Source organism: Pantoea endophytica (assembly GCF_002858935.1).
In the GTDB taxonomy this organism is placed as follows: domain Bacteria; phylum Pseudomonadota; class Gammaproteobacteria; order Enterobacterales; family Enterobacteriaceae; genus Pantoea; species Pantoea leporis.
In genome coordinates, this window is sequence record NZ_PJRT01000002.1 from 292,908 (window position 1) to 310,312 (window position 17,405).

Annotated in this window: 11 protein-coding genes; 5 read left to right on the forward strand and 6 right to left on the reverse strand. The window is 52.8% G+C overall.

The window, feature by feature from the left end; all coding sequences use genetic code 11:
* Positions 1-6: 6 nt before the first annotated feature.
* Positions 7-2,289: a formate C-acetyltransferase gene (pflB, locus tag PZBJ_RS02095; RefSeq protein WP_101760962.1), complete on the forward strand. Its 2,283-nt coding sequence runs from the start codon at positions 7-9 to the stop codon at positions 2,287-2,289.
* 164 nt (positions 2,290-2,453) lie between these two features.
* Complete coding sequence (pflA, locus tag PZBJ_RS02100) at positions 2,454-3,194, forward strand: pyruvate formate lyase 1-activating protein (RefSeq protein WP_101760963.1); 741 nt, start codon at positions 2,454-2,456, stop codon at positions 3,192-3,194.
* Between the two features lie 55 nt (positions 3,195-3,249).
* On the opposite strand, the gene PZBJ_RS02105 is transcribed toward pflA, so the two are convergent.
* The 6 genes from PZBJ_RS02105 to lrp form a co-directional block, all read right to left on the reverse strand.
* Positions 3,250-4,401, reverse strand: a complete 1,152-nt coding sequence (locus PZBJ_RS02105; RefSeq protein ID WP_101760964.1) for an MFS transporter — start codon at positions 4,399-4,401, stop codon at positions 3,250-3,252.
* Between the two features lie 313 nt (positions 4,402-4,714).
* On the reverse strand, positions 4,715-6,007 hold the full coding sequence (gene serS, locus PZBJ_RS02110) for a serine--tRNA ligase (protein ID WP_101760965.1): 1,293 nt from the start codon (positions 6,005-6,007) through the stop codon (positions 4,715-4,717).
* 99 nt (positions 6,008-6,106) lie between these two features.
* Complete coding sequence (locus PZBJ_RS02115; protein ID WP_101760966.1) at positions 6,107-7,453, reverse strand: replication-associated recombination protein A; 1,347 nt, start codon at positions 7,451-7,453, stop codon at positions 6,107-6,109.
* A gap of 7 nt (positions 7,454-7,460) precedes the next feature.
* Positions 7,461-8,072, reverse strand: a complete 612-nt coding sequence (gene lolA, locus PZBJ_RS02120) for an outer membrane lipoprotein periplasmic chaperone LolA (protein WP_008102417.1) — start codon at positions 8,070-8,072, stop codon at positions 7,461-7,463.
* A gap of 175 nt (positions 8,073-8,247) precedes the next feature.
* Positions 8,248-11,634 (reverse strand): DNA translocase FtsK 4TM domain-containing protein, encoded by a 3,387-nt coding sequence (locus tag PZBJ_RS02125; RefSeq protein ID WP_101760967.1) that lies wholly within the window; start codon positions 11,632-11,634, stop codon positions 8,248-8,250.
* 119 nt (positions 11,635-11,753) lie between these two features.
* Positions 11,754-12,248: a leucine-responsive transcriptional regulator Lrp gene (gene lrp, locus PZBJ_RS02130; RefSeq protein WP_006118610.1), complete on the reverse strand. Its 495-nt coding sequence runs from the start codon at positions 12,246-12,248 to the stop codon at positions 11,754-11,756.
* Positions 12,249-12,769: 521 nt separating this feature from the next.
* On the opposite strand from lrp, the gene trxB reads away from it, so the two are divergent.
* The 3 genes from trxB (at position 12,770) to cydC (ending at position 17,380) form a co-directional block, all read left to right on the forward strand.
* The gene (trxB, locus tag PZBJ_RS02135) at positions 12,770-13,735 is read left to right on the forward strand and encodes a thioredoxin-disulfide reductase (protein ID WP_101760968.1); all 966 of its coding nucleotides are present in this window, start codon (positions 12,770-12,772) and stop codon (positions 13,733-13,735) included.
* A 145-nt stretch (positions 13,736-13,880) separates the two neighbouring features.
* Positions 13,881-15,650: a heme ABC transporter permease/ATP-binding protein CydD gene (gene cydD / locus PZBJ_RS02140; protein WP_101760969.1), complete on the forward strand. Its 1,770-nt coding sequence runs from the start codon at positions 13,881-13,883 to the stop codon at positions 15,648-15,650.
* Entirely contained in the window at positions 15,650-17,380 is a 1,731-nt protein-coding gene (cydC, locus tag PZBJ_RS02145) for a heme ABC transporter ATP-binding protein/permease CydC (RefSeq protein WP_101760970.1), read from the forward strand. The genes cydD and cydC overlap by 1 nt, the downstream gene beginning before the upstream one ends.
* Positions 17,381-17,405: the final 25 nt, after the last annotated feature.

The following is a 17,405-nucleotide window of genomic DNA, read 5'->3' on the forward strand; positions in this document are numbered from 1 at the left end:
TATATCATGTCCGAACTGAATGAAAAAATGGCGTCAGCCTGGGAAGGATTTAGCGCCGGCGAATGGCAGAACAGCGTCAACGTCCGTGACTTTATCCAGAAAAACTACACACCGTATGAAGGCGACGAATCCTTCCTCGCTGGCGCGACGCCGGCCACAACTAAGCTGTGGGACAGTGTACTTGAAGGCATCAAAATCGAGAACCGCACCCACGCGCCGGTAGATTTTGACACCGATCTGGCTTCAACCATCACCTCTCATGATGCCGGCTACATCAGCAAATCGCTGGAAAAAATCGTTGGCCTGCAAACTGAAGCACCTTTGAAACGTGCCATCATCCCGTTTGGCGGCATCAAAATGGTTGAGGGTTCTTGCAAGGTTTATGGCCGCGAACTTGATCCCGCGCTGAAAAAAGTCTTCACTGATTACCGCAAAACCCATAACCAGGGCGTGTTCGATGTTTACACCCCTGACATCATGCGCTGCCGTAAATCAGGCGTGTTGACGGGTTTACCGGATGCCTATGGCCGCGGTCGTATCATCGGTGACTATCGCCGCGTTGCGCTGTACGGCATAGATTTTCTGATGAAAGACAAAGTTGCGCAGTTCAATTCTCTGCAGAGCGATATGGAGAATGGCGTTGACCTCGAAGCCACCATTCGCCTGCGTGAAGAGATCTCTGAACAGCACCGCGCACTGGGTCAGATCAAAGAGATGGCTGCGAAGTATGGTTCAGATATCTCGCTGCCCGCTACCAATGCTCAAGAAGCCGTTCAGTGGACTTACTATGGCTATCTCGCGGCGGTGAAATCTCAGAACGGTGCGGCAATGTCCTTTGGTCGCGTATCCACCTTCCTTGATGTGTATATCGAGCGCGATATTCAGGCCGGAAAACTGACTGAAGAAGAAGCACAGGAACTGATTGACCATCTGGTGATGAAACTGCGTATGGTGCGCTTCCTGCGTACGCCTGAATACGATGAGCTGTTCTCCGGTGACCCAATCTGGGCAACAGAATCACTGGCGGGTATGGGCGTCGATGGTCGTACTCTGGTGACTAAAAGCACCTTCCGTTTCCTGAATACGCTTTACACCATGGGGCCATCTCCGGAGCCAAATATGACCATCCTGTGGTCAGAAAAACTGCCGGTTAACTTTAAGAAATACGCCGCAAAAGTGTCTATCGATACATCCTCATTGCAGTATGAGAATGATGACCTGATGCGTCCTGACTTCGACAACGATGACTATGCTATCGCCTGCTGCGTTAGCCCAATGATTGTCGGTAAGCAGATGCAGTTCTTCGGTGCGCGTGCCAACCTGGCAAAAACCCTGCTTTACGCAATCAACGGTGGCGTTGATGAAAAACTGAAAATGCAGGTGGGTCCGAAAGAAGCACCAATCACTGACGAGATTCTTGATTACGACATCGTGATGGAGCGCCTGGATCACTTCATGGATTGGCTGGCTAAGCAGTACGTCACCTCCCTGAATATCATTCACTACATGCACGATAAGTACAGCTACGAAGCTTCACTGATGGCGCTGCACGATCGTGACGTTTATCGCACCATGGCCTGTGGTATCGCGGGTCTGTCTGTTGCGGCTGACTCACTTTCTGCCATCAAATACGCCAAAGTGAAAACCATCCGTGATGAAGATGGTCTAGCGGTAGACTTTGAAATTGAAGGCGAATATCCGCAATTTGGTAATAACGACTCTCGCGTTGATGACATGGCGTGCGATTTGGTTGAACGTTTCATGAAGAAAATTCAGAAACTGCAAACCTACCGTAACGCGGTGCCAACTCAGTCAGTGCTGACCATCACTTCTAACGTGGTTTACGGTAAGAAAACCGGTAATACGCCAGACGGACGTCGTGCGGGTGCGCCATTCGGTCCGGGTGCTAACCCAATGCACGGCCGTGATCAGAAAGGTGCGGTGGCTTCACTGACCTCCGTCGCGAAACTGCCCTTTGCTTACGCGAAAGACGGCATCTCTTATACTTTCTCCATCGTGCCAAATGCGCTGGGTAAAGATGATAACGTGCGTAAAACCAATCTTGCTGGCCTGATGGATGGATATTTCCACCATGAAGCCAATATTGAGGGCGGTCAGCATCTGAACGTTAACGTGATGAACCGTGAGATGTTGCTGGATGCGATGGAACATCCTGAGAAGTATCCGCAGCTGACCATTCGCGTATCCGGTTATGCTGTGCGCTTCAACTCGCTCACCAAAGAGCAGCAGAAGGATGTAATTACCCGTACGTTCACTCAGTCGCTGTAATCGTAGTTCACTGAGATTGAAAGGCTCCTGCGGGAGCCTTTTCTCCACAAGTCCGTTTTGCCAGTTTGCTGGTGCTGGCGACCTGGCAAAATCGACTTTCACTTTTAGAGCACAACATAGATTGTGCTGCCTGATATTCAGGCCCACCTGGAGAACTCATCGCAATGTCAACCATCGGTCGTATCCACTCCTTTGAATCCTGCGGCACCGTTGACGGCCCAGGCATCCGCTTCATTACCTTTTTTCAGGGCTGCCTCATGCGCTGCTTGTATTGCCATAACCGCGATACATGGGACACGCATGGCGGTAAAGAAGTTACCGTTGAAGAGTTGATGAAGGATGCGCTCTCATATCGTCACTTCATGAATGCATCTGGCGGTGGCGTGACGGCGTCGGGTGGCGAAGCGATCTTACAAGCGGAGTTCGTGCGTGACTGGTTCCGCGCTTGCCAGGCAGAAGGCATTCATACCTGTCTCGACACTAACGGCTTTGTTCGTCGCTACGATCCGGTGATCGATGAATTGCTTGATGCCACTGATTTGGTAATGCTCGATTTAAAACAGATTAACGATGATGTGCATCAGATTCTGGTGGGCGTTTCCAATCATCGTACGCTGGACTTTGCGCGCTATCTGCAGAAGAGAGGCAAACGCACCTGGATCCGCTTTGTAGTGGTGCCTGGCTACTCCGATGATGATGACTCCGTTCATCGCTTGGGTGAGTTTACCAAAGATATGGATAACATAGAGAAGATCGAATTGCTGCCTTACCACGAGTTAGGCAAACACAAATGGATCGCCATGGGCGAAGAGTACAAGCTGGATGGTGTTAAGCCGCCGAGCAAGGAAACCATGGAGCGAGTGAAGAATATCCTCGCCAGCTACGGCCATGAAGTGATGTATTAACCGCAAACAAAAGGGGAACCACCGGCTCCCCTTTTTACTATTTCATGGGAATGCGTTAAGCATGTGCGACCGGAGTAGCCTGATGATCGGCTTTGCGCAGTAACATCACCAGATAAACCAGTGCAACTGCAGCAATCATCACAAACAGCAGGCGGTCAGAGTAATTTTGCATCAGCATTGACGTCATTCCCGGCCCCACCAAACTGCCCACGGTATAGCTAAACAGTAACGCCTGATTCATTGCCACTAACTCATGATGCGCGACGGTTTCGCACGCCCAGGACATCGCCACCGGATAAAGTGTAAAACCCGCAAGACCAAGCACAAACAGCGCTGGCGCCATCGCAGTATCACCTAACATAGCAATCGCACCCAGGATAACCACAAACACTTGCACACGCAGCACCATCAGGCGACCAAAGCGATCGGCTAAACGTCCTACCGGCCACTGACCGACAATGCCGGAGCTGACCAGTAACGCCATCCAGTAACCGACGTTTGCATCACTCATGCCCTGATGTGACAGATACAACGGCATCAAGCCATAAAGTGAGCCGAGAACGATACCGGAAATAATGCAGCCATTGATGCCGAGACGAGAACTACGACGACGCAACATAACCCAAAGGCGCCCCGTTGAAGCTTCTTCTGTCGCAGCGCTGGTATTGACATGCACAAATACTACCGGCAATACCGCACAGATAATCAGTGCAGTCACCCATGGAATCACGTGGAGCAGTTCGGTTGACACGCGGCTCACCAGCAACTGGCCTGCAACAGTGCCGAGGTAATAGATGATCATATAAGCCGCCAGCAACTGACCGCGATTACGCACGGTACCGCTGCATAACAAGGCACTCTCAACCACCACCCAAATCAGTGCACAACCGACACCTGCGGTAAAGCGCAGTAATGTCCAGCTATAGAAACCATCCAGTATCACCATGCCCATGGTCGCTACGGCAAAAAGCACGCTGGCGAGGTAAAAACAGCGATTAAAACCATAACGAGTAATCAACCAGCCCGCGAGCAAGGTGCCCAGCAAGTTACCGGTGTAATACGATGAGCTAGCCATTCCCACTTGCCAGGTTGGCAATTGATCATGGGTAAGCCAGAGCGGTACCAGCGTATTAAGCACAGCGATAGACACCGTCATAAGCATTAAGCCGCAAAGCAGCAAAACGACGGGGCGCGACCAGGTTGACATAGGGAATAAAACCAAAAGAAATGACGATAATTGCGCGCAGTTTGCCATCGGCTATCTTAAAGTCAATGTGCAAAAATTCGTCGCCGCACGATTTGCTGCGGAACAATTTATTTTTTTTATCTTCAGAGGGTTAGAAGCATGATGAGGGATACAAGTGCGGCATCTATCTATTTGAATTTACGATTTTTAATGGTTAATAGCCATTTCTTGTCGATAACGTTTATTTCTTATTAATTCCGACTAAAAAATAATTATTTTGCCGCTTAAGAAACAAAAAACCCGGCATTGCCGGGTTTATATAATTGCGCGTTGATTAGCCAACGAATTCCAGTCCGCCCATATAAGGACGCAGTACTTCTGGCACTTCAATGCGGCCATCTGCTTGCTGATAGTTTTCAAGCACAGCCACCAGAGTACGACCCACCGCCAGACCAGAACCGTTCAGCGTGTGCACCAAACGCGGTTTCTTGTCGGTTTTGCTACGGCAGCGCGCCTGCATACGACGAGCCTGGAAATCACCCATGTTGGAGCAAGAGGAGATTTCACGATAGGTGTCCTGTGCTGGCAGCCAAACTTCCAGGTCGTAGGTCTTGGAAGAGCCAAAGCCCATATCGCCGGTGCAAAGCAGCACTTTACGGTATGGCAGATTGAGCAACTGAAGCACTTTCTCTGCATGGCCCACCAACTCTTCCAGTGCATCCATGGAGGTTTCAGGCGCCACAATCTGCACCATTTCCACTTTATCGAACTGGTGCATACGGATTAAACCACGCGTATCGCGCCCGTACGAACCGGCTTCAGAACGGAAGCATGGCGTGTGCGCAGCAAGTTTGAGCGGCAAAGATTCTTCTTCAACGATCTCATCACGCACCAGATTGGTCAGCGGCACTTCAGCGGTAGGGATCAGCGCATAGTTGCTGCTACCCGCTTCTTCGCCCAGCGGCTTGGTATGGAACAAATCTTCACCAAACTTCGGCAGCTGTCCGGTGCCATACAACGTTTCCTGATTCACCAGATACGGAACATAGGTTTCAAGATAACCGTGCTGCTGCGTATGCAGATCAAGCATAAACTGGCTAAGCGCACGGTGCAGACGCGCAATCTGGCCCTGCATCACAATGAAACGTGAACCCGTCAATTTCACCGCGGCGGCAAAGTCCAGACCTTTGGCGGCTTCACCCAGCTCAACATGATCTTTCACCGGGAAATCGAACTGGCGCGGCTGGCCCCAGCGGCTGACTTCCTGGTTCTCGCTGTCATCTTTACCCAACGGGACTTCGTCAACCGGGAGGTTTGGCAATGCGAGGGCAAAGTCACGAATTTCGTTCTGCAGGGCATCCAGTTCTGCTTTAGCCGCATCCAGGCGTTCGCCCAGCGCGTTCACTTCCTGACGCAGCGGCTCGATGTCTTCCCCACGTGCTTTGGCCTGACCGATGGATTTGGATCGGGAATTACGCTCAGCCTGCAGATTTTCAGTTTCTACCTGCAAGACTTTACGACGCTCTTCAAGCGAACGTAAGGTTTCCACATCCAGTTTAAATCCTCGGCGTGCCAGTTTTTCTGCGACTGCGTCTGGCTCGTTACGCAGCAGGTTGGGATCGAGCATGCTAATCCTGTGTAATAAAAGGTTGATTGAACGAATGGCGGGACTTGCATCCCTATGGAATGCAATGAAATCCTTGCTCACCTTACCGTAAGGTGTTTATCAGCGGTAGCGTTTTATCGGGCTATTTTGATCCTGCTCAGCCAGCCAGGCGAGTTTTTCGCCAATTTTCCCTTCGAGCCCGCGATTAGTCGGTTGATAGTAGCGCGTCTGCGCCATTTCAGGCGGGAAATAGACTTCGCCAGCGGCATAGGCGTTAGTCTCGTCGTGCGCATAACGATACTCTTTGCCCAGCCCCATCTCTTTCATCAATTTGGTAGGGGCGTTGCGTAAATGTTCCGGCACATCGTAGTCAGGAAATTCGCGCGCATCGCGCATCGCGGCTTTGAAAGCGGTGTAAACGGCATTACTTTTGGGTGCACTTGCAAGGTAGACAATCGCCTGGGCAATCGCCCTTTCGCCTTCGGCTGGACCGACGCGCGTAAAGCAATCCCAGGCCGCTAGCGCAACCTGCATGCCGCGCGGATCGGCGTTACCCACATCTTCCGAGGCGATAGCCAGCAAACGGCGGGCGACATACAGCGGATCGCCGCCGGCGGTGATGATTCTTGCATACCAGTAAAGTGCCGCATCAGGTGCTGAACCGCGAACAGACTTGTGCAGAGCGGAGATCAGATCGTAGAAACGATCGCCTTTGTTATCAAAACGCGCCGCTCTTTCACCGGAAACTTCGTTGAGTAATTGTGGCGTTAATTCACGCTGGCCTTCGGCATTGCTTTCAGCCATATCCGCCATCATTTCCAGCGTATTCAATGCCCGACGCGCATCACCGTTCACCAGTTCCGCTATCATACGGCGCGTATTATCTGGCAGCACAATATCGCTTTTGCCATAACCGCGTTGGTCATCCTGCATCGCCTGCAGCAGAACCTGTTCAATATCTGCAGTGGTAAGAGACTTGAGTAAATATACGCGGGCACGGGATAGCAGCGCGGAATTGAGTTCAAACGAGGGATTTTCAGTGGTGGCACCAATAAACGTAATGGTGCCATCTTCAATATGTGGCAGGAAAGCATCCTGCTGACTTTTATTAAAGCGATGGACTTCGTCGACAAATAGGATGGTACGTCGACCCACCTGACGATTTTGTCGGGCACGCTCGATCGCTTCACGAATCTCTTTCACGCCAGAAGTGACAGCAGAAATGCGCTCAACATCAGCTTTACCGTAATGGGCGATAATCTCGGCTAATGTCGTTTTCCCTGTCCCAGGCGGTCCCCACAAAATCATCGAATGCAGATGCCCAGCCTCAATGGCGCGCGGCAGCGGTTTACCGGGCGCCAGCAAATGCTGTTGCCCAATGTAGTGTTGCAGCGTCGCCGGCCGCATACGCGCGGCCAGCGGCTGAAACTCATTCGATGGAGCGAAATCCAGAGACAGGTTACTCACCGTGACCTCACTGACGTTGATCGTCCACCGTTACCCCTTTTGGCGGCGTAAAGGTGAATTTGTCTGGGCTAATAGCGCCGTTGTTTTGGCTCTTCAGCTGATAATCGCTGTGCTGACCATCTTGCTCAATCGCGCTGAACTTATTGATGGTGCCAGACGATGTCACATTGATGGTGAACTGCTTGAGGTTGCCATCACTGCTCTTCGGCGTTAGCTCAAAATTATCGCCCTGCTGCTTGATGTTGTACTGTTTCCAGTCGCTTGGCTGGTTACGCGCAATCAGCATAAACGGCGTATTACTGGCTGCATTTTGCAACAGGCTAACGCTGGCTTGTTCAACGAAGGGATTGTAGAACCACAGATTTTTGCCATCAGAAATAATTACGCTTTCATCCGGCGCGGTCATGTGCCAGTTAAACAAGCTTGGGCGCTTCACCCACAGCTCGCCTTCACCATCCTGCACGTTGGCGCCGCTGCCATCGGTCACTTTCTGACTGAAGCTGGCATGGAAGCTGTTCACTTTATTAAGACGCTGTTGCAGATCGCTGGACGCATCCGCCAATACTGATGCGGAAACAAAACTGGCCAACAGGCCACAGGCAATAACGCGTAATTTCATCTGATTCGATTCCTTATTCATTGTTTCCCGACACTTACGGCATTAAAGGTAGTTGCCGTCCTGTCTCTTCGACAGGAGAAAAAGCCGAAAGCTCCCGAAGATATGGGGATCGACCAACAGATAAACAATGGGCCAGTGTTAACTGGCCCATAAGCAGACAACTGCACGCGATAAATTACATCTCGTGTGGCGGCGGCGAAAGCACTTCGCGGTTGCCGTTATGTCCCGGTTCAGAAACGATGCCCTGCGCTTCCATCTGCTCGATGATACGTGCGGCACGGTTATAACCGATACGGAACTGGCGCTGAACCCCAGAAATGGAGGCACGACGTTTTTCCACCACGAAAGAGACCGCCTGGTCAAACAGCGGATCCAGCTCTTCATCGCCCATCATTCCGCCAGCTGCACTCTCGCTCTCTTCACCAGCAGTAATGCTTTCGATGTATTGCGGGCGACCGCGTGCTTTCCAGTCCTGAACCACCGCATGCACTTCCTGATCGCGCACGAATGCACCATGCACACGTACAGGCATTGAGGAGTTTGGCGGCATGTACAGCATGTCACCCATCCCCAGCAGCGATTCTGCACCGCCCTGATCGAGGATGGTACGTGAGTCGATCTTGCTGGAAACGGTGAAGGCGATACGCGTCGGTATGTTGGCTTTGATCAGACCGGTAATCACATCAACCGACGGACGCTGTGTCGCCAGCACCAGGTGAATACCCGCCGCTCGCGCTTTCTGAGCCAGACGAGCAATCAACTCTTCGACTTTCTTACCGACCGCCATCATCAGATCGGCAAATTCGTCGACCAGCACCACGATATAAGGCAGTTTTTCCAGCACCGGAGGTGTGGTGTCCATGCTATCGCCCGGTTTCCAGAACGGATCCGGAATCGGTCGACCCATCGCGGCAGCCTGCTCAATCTTCTCGTTATAGCCGGCCAGATTACGCACGCCCAGCGCAGACATCAGTTTATAGCGACGCTCCATTTCACCAACACTCCAGCGCAGCGCATTGGCCGCATCTTTCATGTCTGTAACCACTTCGGTCAGCAAGTGAGGGATGCCTTCGTAGACTGACAGCTCGAGCATTTTCGGGTCGATCATGATAAAGCGCACTTCTTCCGGCGTGGCTTTATACAGCATGCTAATGATCATGGTGTTAACGCCCACTGATTTACCGGAACCGGTGGTACCGGCAACCAGCAAGTGCGGCATTTTCGCCAAATCAGCCACCACCGGCTGGCCAGCAATGTCTTTACCCAACACCACTGCAAGCGGTGACGGGTTTTCACGAAATTTAGGGCAATCCAGTACTTCGCGCAGATAAACGGTTTGACGATGTTTATTTGGCAGTTCAAGCCCGACGTAAGGCTTGCCTGGAATCACTTCCACCACGCGCACGGCAACCGCAGACAGAGAACGCGCCAGGTCACGCGACAAGTTAGAAATACGGGAAGCTTTAACGCCTGGCGCTAAATCGAGCTCGAAGCGGGTAATGACCGGACCAGGTGAAATACCTACAACCTCCGCCTTCACTCGATAATCAGCCAGGCGTGCTTCAACCAGCCGCGCGGTTTGCTCCAGCGCAAACATATCCACCGGCTCTTCTTCTGCCGGTGGTGACGTGAGCAGATCCAGCGTGGGCAGCGGCGTAGAAGGTTTTTCCAGCGGCTGTTCATGGCGAACCAGGAACGGATGGAACAAGCTGTCCTGCACCGGCGCAGCAGGTTTCACTGGTGCAGGCGGCGCAGAATAAGCTTCCTGTTCCGGCGACGACCATGGGCTGGATTCAGCACTCAACGACGGCATTGCCGCTGGCTCCGGCGCAGCAGGTTGTTGCCACGGCGCGGGCTCTTCCGGCTCTGGCGATGCAGAAATAGTGAACAGTGGCTCGCTCGGGCTATCGTCGACCAAATCTTTCATTGGTGAAAAATCAAAAGCAGACGTCGTATCCAGATTAAATACCGGTGCTTCCTTCACTTCAGGTTCGGTATAGCGTTGCTGCTGCTGATCGGCGAACTGGCGTGCAAGTTGAGCCTGCTGCAATGCATCCTCATCATCAGGCTCAGACGCTTCCTGCCAGCTTTCACCGTAACGATTCTGCTGCTGCGACGCGAAGGCTTCACGCAACTGCGCCTCTTGCAGCTCAACATCCTGTTCCTGTGGAGGAACGCTGTAAGACGCAGTGACTTCTGGCTGTTGCTGCTCAGCATCTTTAGCCTGCTCTTCCGCCATACGCTGCGAAGGCAACTTAATGCCGTACGAAGCTAACTCACGTCGTGTTGGCAACTTAACTTTGTTTGGACGCGGCAACTCTGGACCAATGCCCTGCTTCACCTGCGGGTTATAATCACGCTCGGGTACGATATCGAAGGCAGGTGAATAAGCAGCAGGTGATGTCGCTGCTTTGACTGCTCCAGCGGCAAGTGAAGCGGCGGCGAGACTGTTTAAAGGTGCAGAAGATGAAGCGGCATCCTGCCAGTTGCCCATGCTCGGGCCCTCATCATCATCAGCCGGCGAAAACGGTGAAGGTGCTGCTTCACCTGGCATCTCGAAACGATAGAGCGGAGCAGAAGGCTGCGCGATTGGTTGTTGCGCTGCAGCAACAGGCTGAGGAGCCGGAGTCGACTGAGCCGTGGCTTCGGCAACGCGTGGCATTGCGTCGGGTTCGGCAGATGCGGCTGGAGCAGGCTGCATAGCAGCTGGAGTTTGCTGTGCGGCTTGCGTAGTAACCGCAATTGCAGCGGCAGTTGCCGCACTCGCCTTCGCCAGCAGCGGATCGTCGCTCAACTCCGCAGCAACCGGTTCGCTCACCTTGCGCGGTTGAGCTAACAAGACATCATCGTCGTCATTAACGGAGTGTGCAGCATGCATCGGAGGCGACACCTCATCTGCAAGCTCTTCGTCGTCGTATTCTTCTTCCTGCCAGGGTTCGTCATGTCGTGAACGATTGCTGGCAAAGGTCAGAACACCCATCACCACGCCGCCGATCTTCTCGGCAATCGTCAGCCATGACCATCCGGTGTAAAGCGTGATGCCGGCAGCCCAGACGCACAGCAGCGTCAAGGTGCCGCCAGCCGAACTGAACCACGGCGCCATCGCATTGCTGACCAGGCTGCCGATTACGCCGCCGGAAGCAAAATACCAGATGTCATCTACGTTGAGCGCCGCCAGACCACAGGTCGTTACCACCAAGGCCAGCACGCCAATCAGGCGTAAACCAACGGCAAAATAGTCGATGTAATCCTGACGATCGCGTTGGCGGAAGGTGATCCAACACAGACCAATAATGACGGGAGGAATGGCGTAGGCCATCACGCCAAAGATGAACAATAGCGTATCGGCCAGCCATGCGCCGACGCTACCACCCAGATTATGGATAGGTTCGTGCCATGCGGTTTGTGACCAGCTTGGATCTGACGGGTTAAAACTAACCAGCGACACCATCAAATAGATGGCGAACAAGGCCACAAGAATGAGCAACGCTTCCAGCAGACGACGTCCACTGCTCAGCGGTTGTAACGAAACATCTTTATCTTCTGTATATTCCTGGCTCAAGAGAACTCTCCAGGTGCCTGTAAATTAAGAAGGCAACAACGTCGGGCATGCCCGACGCTGGTCCTGTATGAATTCACAGGAGTGTACCGAAATCCTGCAAGCTTTGCACCTGCCCTGCACTACCGGGTTTTAATCACCAGACGATTGCTCTGTTTGACCTCTTCCATCACCACGTAAGTACGGGTGTCGTTTACGCCCGGCAGACGCAGCAAGGTCTCACCCAGTAGTTTACGATAAGCGGACATATCCGGTACGCGGGTTTTCAGCAGGTAGTCAAAATCACCGGAAACGAGGTGACATTCTTGAGTTTCCTCAAGTTTTTGCACGGCGGCGTTAAATTGTTCAAATACATCTGGCGCACCACGATTCAGAGTAATCTCAACGAAAACCAGCAGTGAAGCATCCAGATAATGCGGGTTGAGCTGCGCGGTGTAGCCCAGAATGAAGCCTTGACGCTCGAGGCGGCGCACGCGCTCAAGACATGGAGTTGGCGATAATCCAACACGTTTGGAAAGCTCGACATTAGAAATTCGACCGTCTTTCTGCAGTTCATTCAGAATATTTCTGTCGATACGATCTAAATCTTTTCCGGGGCGTTTCTTATTGTCTACCATTATTATTGTCTCTCTTAATTCCTTCCCTTTACCTGCCACACCCTGAAAACGCTCATTGTTCAGGGCCTTACTGAAGTGAAGACCATAAGCCTGTGCAGTAACGCGTCCATCCGTATGACGCATGTTGTCTGTCCACATCATGCGTCACTACCAATGTCAGGCTGAGTTTATTCGGCTAAAAAGCCCAAAACAGAAATGAAATTCTGTTTTGAATCGCTAAATATTCTCTGCTTCTCCCAATGTTTTCGCAAAAGCGCAGGCGATTGTCAAAGTAAAACATCCAAATTCAGTACAAGATGCCAGATAGAGTTCTGGGTTGCTGTTTTTAAATGAGAATTTTTATGCTGCTGCACCACTAATTGCCGAGCATTGCCCCCTTTTGGCGCAACGCGCGTGCAAAACTTGCACTCATCGTCTACGCCGCTCGCAGTGATTGTTAACAAAATTGCTGGAGCCTTTTTTTGCGGCGTTAATTTCCCTACAATCAAAAACTATGTTGTCAGAAAAAAATTGAGGAACGCATGAGTACGGCCAAACACAGTAAGCTGCTCATTCTGGGCTCCGGCCCTGCCGGTTATACTGCTGCGGTATATGCAGCGCGCGCTAACCTGAATCCGGTGTTAATTACCGGACTGGAGAAAGGAGGTCAGCTCACCACCACCACCGAAGTGGAGAACTGGCCAGGCGATGCAAACGATCTGACCGGTCCAGCGTTGATGGAGCGCATGCAGGAGCATGCCGAGAAATTCAACACCGAGATCATTTTTGACCACATTCATACCGTCGATTTGCAGAACCGTCCGTTCCGTCTGGTCGGCGACAGCGGTGAATACACTGCTGATGCGTTGATCATCGCCACTGGCGCATCGGCACGTTATCTCGGATTGCCATCAGAAGAAGCGTTCAAAGGCAAAGGCGTCTCTGCTTGTGCGACCTGCGACGGCTTCTTCTACCGCAATCAGAAAGTTGCCGTCATTGGTGGCGGTAACACTGCCGTTGAAGAAGCGCTTTATCTGGCTAATATTGCTGCAGAAGTGCATCTGATTCACCGTCGCGACAGTTTCCGCGCTGAGAAAATCCTTATTGACCGTCTGATGGAAAAAGTGCGCAATGGCAACATCGTGCTGCACACCGACCGCACGCTGGATGAAGTGGTTGGCGATCAAATGGGCGTGACGGGCTTGAAACTGCTGTCTACCAAAGGTGAAGCGGCTGAATCACTGGACGTCGCTGGTTTGTTTGTCGCCATCGGCCACAGTCCAAATACCGCAATTTTTGATGGTCAGCTGGATTTGGAAAATGGCTACATCAAAGTGCAGTCTGGTCTGCACGGCAACGCCACGCAAACCAGCATCCCAGGCGTGTTCGCTGCCGGCGATGTGATGGATCATATTTATCGCCAGGCAATTACCTCTGCCGGTACCGGCTGTATGGCGGCGTTGGATGCGGAACACTTCCTCGATGGACTGGTTAAAAACGATAAGTAAGTTGTTAATAACCTGATCATAATCGCTAAAAGGCGGCCAGTTTTGGTCGCCTTTTTTGTTACCTGCGTGCTACAGTTCACGCGCCCGATATTGCTGGGTTTTCATCCGGGATTTACATCTCTTTTGAGTTACCAAACGGCATCGCATGAACAAATCACGGCAACAAGAACTTCTCCGCTGGCTCCGTCAGCAACGTCATCACGGTGCGCGCAACTTACGTGCGGCTTCGCTGCTGGGTTTTGCTGGCGCATTGGTCATTATCGCCCAAGCCTGGTTACTGGCTTCGCTGCTGCAAAATCTGCTTGTCGCACAGCAACCGCGCGCATCACTGCTCACCGATTTTCTGTTGCTGCTGCTGTGCTTTGTTTTGCGCGCCGGATTGCATTACGCCCGCGAAATGGCAGGACATCGCGCCGGCGTTGCCATTCGCCGTGCGCTGCGTCAGCAGGTTCTGGATCGACTCAATGTGCTCGGTCCCGCCTGGATTCAAGGTAAGCCAGCAGGCAGTTGGGCTACGCTACTGCTCGAACAAATCGAAGAGATGCAGGAATACTACGCGCGGTATCTGCCTCAGATGTCGCTGGCACTCTTTATTCCGTTAGCCATATTGATCGCCATTTTTCCAATTAACTGGGCGGCGGGATTGATTCTGCTGGTCACCGCGCCACTGATTCCCCTATTTATGGCGATGGTTGGCATGGGCGCTGCAGATGCCAATCGCCGCAACTTTGTTGCTCTCGCCCGGCTAAGTGGTGATTTTTACGATCGTCTGCGTGGACGTGAAACGCTGCGCCTGTTCTATCGCGCTGCGGCAGAGCAAGAAGCAATTGCCGCCAGCACCACCGATTTTCGGCAACGTACCATGGAAGTATTACGCCTGGCGTTTCTCTCATCTGCCGTGCTGGAATTTTTTGCCTCACTGGCGATTGCTGTCGTCGCGGTCTATTTCGGTTTTTCTTATCTCGGCGAACTGAATTTTGGTCATTACAGCACCGGCGTAACGCTGTTTGCTGGTTTCCTGGCACTTATTCTGGCGCCTGAATTTTTCCAGCCGTTGCGCGACTTAGGCACCTTTTATCACGCCAAAGCGCAAGCGATTGGCGGAGCTGATGCGCTGGACCAGTTTCTACGCGAAAGTCCCGATCCACACGAAGAGCATGCTTCTCGCGAGCTTTCTCTCACTACACCGCTGCATATTCAGGCTCAGAATTTGGTGGTCATGACTGCTGGCGGTGAAGCGCTGTCTCAATCGCTCAATTTCACTCTCGATACTGGTAATCGTGTGGCGTTGGTAGGACAAAGCGGTGCAGGCAAAACAGCGCTGATGAACGTCTTGCTGGGTTTCCTGCCCTATCAAGGTTCACTGCAGGTTAACGGGCAGGAACTGCGTGATATCAGCCGCGATAGCTGGCAACAATACATTGCCTGGGTTGGCCAAAATCCGCATTTACCCGCGCAAACGCTACGCGAAAACCTGCTGCTTAATAGCCCCATTGATGACGCTACGCTCATGTCGGTTCTGCAGCGCGCGGGCGTTGACGAATTTTTAGATCGTCTGCCAAACGGATTAGATACTCTTTTAGGCGATGGCGGCGTGGGGCTTTCCGTCGGTCAAGCGCAGCGTATTGCCGTGGCGCGAGCCCTGCTCAAACCGGCACAACTGCTACTGCTTGATGAGCCCGGTTCTGGGCTGGATAGCCAAAGTGAGCAACATGTTATCCGCGCACTGCAGCAGGCGGCCACCCAGCAAACCACGCTAATGATCACGCATCAACTCAACGAGCTCGCTAGCTGGGATGAAGTGTGGGTGATGCAGGCCGGGCAACTGGTGCAACAAGGTCCCTGGCAGCAGCTGATTGAACAAGATGGACCTTTGCGTGAAATGGCGCAGCATCGTCGGAAGGAGATCGCATAATGAATAATTTATTGCCTTTCCTGCGTTTGTTTAGCCGTCATCCATGGCGTTTGGGACTTGGCATCATTCTCGCCATTATCACTTTGCTTGCCAGCATCGGATTGCTGACTTTATCCGGCTGGTTCCTTGCCGCCTCTTCGCTGGCGGGCGTAGCGGGACTTTATACGTTCAATTACATGTTGCCCGCTGCCGGCGTGCGCGGCGCGGCTATCACGCGCACGGCTGCACGTTATTTTGAGCGCCTGGTGAGCCACGATGCCACCTTCCGCGTGCTGCAACATTTACGCGTATTCACCTTTAGCAAACTTATCGCCCTATCGCCGGAACAGCTGGCTCGTTTTCGTCATGGCGAATTGCTCAACCGTTTTGTCAGCGACGTGGATACACTCGATCATCTTTACCTGCGTGTGATCTCGCCGTTAATCGGTGCAGCAGTGGTAATTGTGGTGGTCACCTGCGGTTTGGCGCTGCTGGATGTACCGTTAGCTTTGCTGCTCGGCGGTATGATGCTTTTGACGCTGTTGCTCATGCCTCCGCTGTTCTGGCGGCTTGGCACCTCAGCCGGACATCAAATCGCCCTGCATCAGGCCAGCTGGCGCATGCAGTTGACGCACTGGATTACTGGCCTGTCTGAGCTGAAAATTTATGGTGCAGCACAACAGTGGCGCGACCAACTTGATAGCGATGAACAGAAGTGGCAACAGGCGCAACGCAGACAACATTGCCTGCAGGCACTGGCGCAAAGTCTGTTACTGGTCATCAGCGGCGCGACGGTTACGCTGTTGCTATGGATTTCCGCGAATGGCGTGGGTGGAAACAGTTCGCCGGGCGCATTGATCGCGCTGTTTGTGTTCTGCGGACTGGCGGCGTTTGAAGCGCTGGCCCCGGTTGCCGGAGCGTTTCTGCCTCTGTCGCAGGTGACCAGCGCCGCTAAGCGGGTACAGGAAATCATTGAACAGCCCGCCGCGATCCGTTTTCCCAGCGCAAAAATCAGTAGCCCATCAGGTATCAGCCTGAAAATGGAAAACATCCGCTTCAGCTATCCGCAGCGCCCCGAACCGGTGTTGCAGCATTTTTCCCTATCGTTAAATGCAGGTGAGCATTTGGCGCTGCTCGGTCCAACCGGCTGCGGCAAATCCAGTCTGCTGGCGCTGATTACCCGCGGTTGGGAAGCGCAGCAAGGTTCAATTAGCCTCAACGATAGCGATCTCGCCGCCTGGGATGAAGCTTCGTTGCGTAGCCGAATTAGCGTGGTAACACAGCGCGTGCATCTGTTCAGCCAAACGCTGCGCGACAATCTCCTGCTGGCAAAACCCGATGCCAGCGATGAGCAACTGGTTGATACGTTGAACAAGGTGGGTCTGGCCCATCTCGCCGAACACAGCGAAGGATTGAATGCGTGGATGGGCGACGGCGGTCGACCGTTGTCCGGCGGCGAACTGCGTCGTCTGGCGATAGCACGCGCCCTGCTGCATGATGGCGATTTGTGGCTGCTGGATGAACCCACCGAAGGTTTGGATGCCAACACCGAGCAGCAAATTCTGGCGTTATTGCAACACGTCACCCGCGGCAAGACGCTGATTATGGTGACGCATCGCTTAAGTGGTTTAGACGCCATGGACCGCATTTGCGTTATGGATCAGGGACAAATTATCGAATCCGGTTCGCACGCCGAATTAATCTCAAAAGCAGGCCGCTACTGGCGTTTCCATCAGCGCTTTACGCTATAGTCTTAGCCAACAGCCCTGAGTGTGA